At 54.3% G+C, this 1,291-nt stretch carries 2 protein-coding genes; both read right to left on the bottom strand.

Annotated features, from left to right (window positions below; translation table 11 throughout):
- On the bottom strand, positions 1-294 hold a 294-nt coding region (locus H6A60_RS11430), incomplete at its 3' end, for an aryl-sulfate sulfotransferase N-terminal domain-containing protein (RefSeq protein ID WP_205104716.1).
- Positions 295-612: 318 nt separating this feature from the next.
- Positions 613-1,291, bottom strand: a 679-nt coding sequence (locus H6A60_RS11435) for an autotransporter outer membrane beta-barrel domain-containing protein (protein ID WP_205104718.1), incomplete at its 5' end; no start/stop codon positions are given.

The raw sequence follows: 1,291 nt of genomic DNA on the forward strand, positions 1-1,291 counted from the left end.
ACCGAAGACAGGGATGCCAGCGTAGGTGCGGACATGACGATCGGAGACCTTGTACGAGATTTCCTGACCGCCCTTCTTCGGGACGATGCGAACGCTCACGTCCTTCAGCGTATTGCCGCCGTCGCGGATGATGGCGGTGAGCGGTGCAATCTTGTAAGGATTGACGATGACTTCGCCGATCTTGCCCTGAGCCTGGAACTTAACGACGGGGCCCGAGGGACCGCCGCTCGCAAATGCAGCCGAAGCCGCGGACATCGCAACCATGGAAGCGATCAGTGTTCTGCGCGAAATCATTCGATTTACTCCTTTCGAATTAATTTGTTTCTCTCCAAAAGAAGTGGAGAGCTACTTCATCAGCACGAAAGGAACTGTAAATTTCTAACGATTTCGAAACAATTGTGACAAACAGAACGGGAGATAAAGAGAAACCGAACGCAGTTTTTCAATTCTTGAAAAGGGCCTTCGCACGAAGTGCAATCAATGAAACGATGACGGAGCACGAAAAAAAAAAACGAGGTTCGTTAAACGTTTGCAGAGACAGTTCGAGCCCCAACATAGCAGCCGAGGCTCTCGGTTTCTTCATTAGGAGAAAAGCGTCAATTTAGGCAAAACTCAGAACTGCAGGCCAACCTTGACGTTGAGCGAATTGCTGCGGTAGTCGTTCGAGCCCGTCGCGCCGACGTAGGAGAGTTCGCCTGACCACATGCCCTTCTCGGCTTTGAAACCGACCGCACCGCGCAATGCATCTTTCGGCAGGAAGCGGAGATCTGCATCAGTCGTTTCAGCATCTGTATCCCCCATCGAACGCACGTAAGCTGCTTCGATTGCAGGCGTGAGCTTCCAGCCCGCGGCGTTGATTTCACCCCAGAGCTTCGCACCGAGCGGGATGGAGAAGACAGTCTGCGAATCCAGGTCGTCGAAGGAGCCGCTCATCACGTGAGCACCCATGAAGGGTGTAACGGTCATGGCACCCATCGGTACAGCATACTCAGCACGCATACCCGCGTGCCAGACGTCGGAATCTAGATCCTTTTTAGCTTCGGTCGTGCCGCGCAGCCAACCGGCCGTACCCTTCACTGCAAAGGCATCGGCCTGATAAGCACCGTAGAGATGCAGGCCCCAGCTTTCCCAGTTGTTCTTCATTCGTGCGGCTTCGATTTCGCCGTCGAGATATGAAAGCACCGCGCCGACCTTCACGCCGGGCATTACGTTGGCTTCTACACCAACGATTGCGCCGTCGGTATCGACATCAAAGGAGCTCCCGCCTTTCACAACGCCGAAGCGGCCTTCA

Origin of the sequence: Sutterella massiliensis, assembly GCF_016899755.1 — a bacterium.
Taxonomy (GTDB): domain Bacteria; phylum Pseudomonadota; class Gammaproteobacteria; order Burkholderiales; family Burkholderiaceae_F; genus Sutterella; species Sutterella massiliensis.